Origin of the sequence: Lacticaseibacillus manihotivorans DSM 13343 = JCM 12514, assembly GCF_001435035.1 — a bacterium.
GTDB lineage: Bacteria > Bacillota > Bacilli > Lactobacillales > Lactobacillaceae > Lacticaseibacillus > Lacticaseibacillus manihotivorans.
Genome location: NZ_AZEU01000262.1, coordinates 1 through 3,575, shown reverse-complemented (window position 1 = coordinate 3,575; position 3,575 = coordinate 1). Strand labels below are relative to the sequence as shown.

Annotated in this window: 2 protein-coding genes; both read right to left on the bottom strand. The window is 46.0% G+C overall.

Annotated elements, in window-relative coordinates; translation table 11 throughout:
• Positions 1–21: 21 nt before the first annotated feature.
• Positions 22–210, bottom strand: a complete 189-nt coding sequence (locus FD01_RS13345) for an EamA family transporter (protein WP_056964775.1) — start codon at positions 208–210, stop codon at positions 22–24.
• Between the two features lie 111 nt (positions 211–321).
• Positions 322–3,426: a DEAD/DEAH box helicase gene (locus FD01_RS13340; RefSeq protein ID WP_164480472.1), complete on the bottom strand. Its 3,105-nt coding sequence runs from the start codon at positions 3,424–3,426 to the stop codon at positions 322–324.
• Positions 3,427–3,575 lie beyond the last annotated feature (149 nt).

The window sequence follows — 3,575 nt, the reverse complement described above, 5'->3', positions numbered from 1 at the left end:
TCAGACCGGCCAGATGCGATTTCATGTCCCAAATACCGAGGTGAATAATCCAGGTAGTAATAACACCGGCGCGGCCACTAAATAGCGCAACCACACCAACTGGATTGGCGGAATTTGGCCAACAATGGCTTTGACGATCACAAACATCCCGCCCCAAATACTGGCGGCAATACTTAAATACACAGCACCGATCATTTTATTTTGTTTCAAAGGTCTATCCTTTCAACTGTCGTGAACAACTCAACGGCAGACAAAAGGCACATCGTTTTCAAATAATGGGGCAATCATGACGCCACCTACTTTCTAACCGAATCAATGGGTTTATTGTACTCCTAAAATTAGCTTGATTTCTTCATTGGTTAAACTGCCTTTATCTTGCGTACCAGCAAGTACTTGATCGACTAATGCACGCTTTTGGGCTTGAAGCTTGGCAATTTGTTCTTCGATCGTGCCTTTGGTGATCAGGCGGTAGACATCAACTTGATGTTTTTGGCCGATCCGATGCGCCCGCGCAATGGCTTGATCTTCGACAGCCGGATTCCACCACAAGTCGACTAAAATCACCATATCTGCCCCAGTCAAATTCAGCCCGGTACCGCCGGCTTTTAACGAAATTAAAAAGAACGGTTTCTCACCAGCGTTGAACGCATCCACCATGGCCAAGCGTTCTTTGGGCTTGGTATTGCCTTGTAACATCAAGTTTGTCAAACCCACAGCTTGTAAACCGGCTTGCAGTTGGTCTAGCATCTTGGTAAATTGTGAGAAAATCAAGACGTGCCTGCCGTTATCCGCGGCTTCTTGCAATAAGTCGAGCAATTGCTCTAATTTGCCTGAGCCACCTTGATAATCATCGACATATAACGCCGGCGTATCACAGATTTGGCGCAAGCGCGTCAGCCCTGCCAAGATTGCCAGTTTATTTTTCACAAACTCATGCCCCGATAAACCTTTGATCTTCACTTGCATCTGCTGGAGTTGCGCTAAGTAAACCGTTTTTTGCGCTTTGGTCATTTCGTTGGTTAAACTCGACTCCACGCGCTTAGGCAGATCTTTTAACACGTGCTTTTTTTCACGTCGCAAGATAAATGGCTTCACTCGCAAGGCAATTTCATCTGGGGTCAGTTGACCAAACACTTTCTTATCCGGTAACAAACCAGGTAAGACTAAACCAAATAGCGCCCATAATTCCTCGGCCCGATTTTCGATTGGCGTACCTGATAACGCAAAGGTATTCTTGGGTTGCAATTTGCGAAGGCTTTGGTGGGTTTTACTGGTGGCGTTTTTGACAAATTGGGCTTCATCAAGGACCAAATAACCTAATTCTAATTTCGAATAAGCGCTTTGATCTAGCCGGGCACTGTTATAGCTAGTAATCAAGGCATCAGCGCCTTGGGCAATCTTGGCAACACGCTCAGCTTTAGTACCATCAACGACCACAACTTTCAGGTTTGGTGCAAATTTTTCAAATTCAGCGCGCCAGTTGTACAACAAACTGGCCGGCGCGACCACTAAGTTGTTGACGACTGACTGATTATTTAAGAAGCTGATCATCTGTAAGGTCTTACCCAAACCCATTTCATCCGCTAAAATACCGCCAAACCCATAATGATCAAGCATCGACAACCACTGAACCCCAGCTTGTTGATATGGCCGCAGCTGCGCTTGCACAGGTTTAGGATGAAGCATTTTGAACGCTTCAGGATGCGCAAGGTCATGAATGATCTGCTTAAATTTGCGATCAAACTTGGCATCCTTGCCTAAAGCTGACTGTACCGCCAACGCCTGTGAAGCTGGCAAGGATAGTTTACCTTGATGCCAATGATTTTGTTGGCGTAGACGCTTCAAGGCTTGCGACACTTTTTTGAGCTGGTCATCCACCAACATGATCCCGCCGTCTGTTCGCGTCACATAAGGTTTTTCAACATCTAATTGCGCCAACATCGCATCCACATCGGCTTCATCGATGCCAGCCATTGAAAACTGAATTGACAATAACCCATCGTCGACGGATACCGTCATGTCAGTAGGCGTCGGTTTTTGAAGCAGCGCTTGCAATCCTGCATCAAGCGTGACGATGCCATTGGACTTTAAATTGGGCAGTTCTTCCGTAAAGAAGCGGTACAACACTGCTGAATCATCAAAATCTTTGCGCCAAATTGGTGCTTGCGCTTCAAATCCCAACGAAGTTAGATAAGTTTGCGCCTGGATTTTTTGATCAACATTTGGTTCGACTGGTTGGTTCTCTTGATCCATAAAATTCAAAGTCAAATCAATGGCATTGTCATCACGCTTCAAGCCAAAATGTGGGGTTAGCGCAGTATCAGTTTCTGGTAGATCCGGTGCGCTCACCACGCCGATTGTTTCAAAATAATGCAACAACTGGCGCAACTGAACCAGTTCACTGGCTTGAAATTGAACGGTGGCATGGGCATCTAAGGCTGAATACAAATCAGTGACGACTGAAACTTGTGCTGGCGTCATTTGATAAAGGTGATCGGCGACGATCACTAATTGTTCATGGCGGAGATAATTGGTAAAATGATGCGTAAATTTGACTTGATAACCGGTTTTTGCTGGCGTGACTTTGGCGGTGAAGATGCCGAGCTCTGGCTTAAATTCGGCCACAATCACTTGTTGATACAAGGCCCGGGTTTGCGGGATGAATTGCACAAATGCCAGTTGCTGAAGAATGGCACCTAACGGGGTTAACAGCCCTGGAGTCAGCAGTAAATACCGGCGATAATTTGAATCATAATTACCTTTGCGATATTGATCCACCGGACTCATTTGGGGCAATAACGCCATCAGCTGTTGTTCAGCAGGGGTGAACGCATCATGACGTAATGCAAATTTAGCCCGCCCGCCGGTTTGAAATTCGGATTGCGCCGCATATTGGTCCATGAATTGTTGAATATCCCGCACTACATAAAAATGTTTCCCATCAGCTTGACTAATGCGAACTTTCAAAAACAAACGTTGCGAATAACTGTAACTATCATTCAAATAGGCCTCAGCACTTAACGTCACTTCCAAGGCCAACTTTTCAACCGTCGTTTCTGTCAAGCCATGAAAATAAGCCTGGGGTTTTAGCCCTAAGCTGGTCGCCAAAGCAAGCCCACTTGACGGCTTTGGCGCTCGGCGTGCTGGGCTGACATGAAACAACTCGGGAATTGGCATTCGATGATGCTCATAAAAGCTTTGCACCGCCGCAATATGTTTGCAGTAGCCATGATCGGGAAAGTATGGACATGAACAGCTATCATCGCGTGGATCTAAGCCGAGTTGGACCTCATAGGCGTCTGTCCCATAAACCGTGGCTTCGATCACTTGATTGGGTTGATCCACATATTCGATTTCAACCTTCCCGGACTTCGCGATTTGACGTCCTCGGGCCCACATCACACTCGGCATGATTCTATCTGGCATTTGATAACTCCCCTAAATGGTTATTACTGTTAGTTTATCACAGCCTCACCAAGCCGATTGCACAAAAAACGCCAAGCAATACAGCTCAGCGTTTGACCTTTACCCAATTTGTTGGAACTGAATATGATTTAGACGCAAGGTAACTCTTG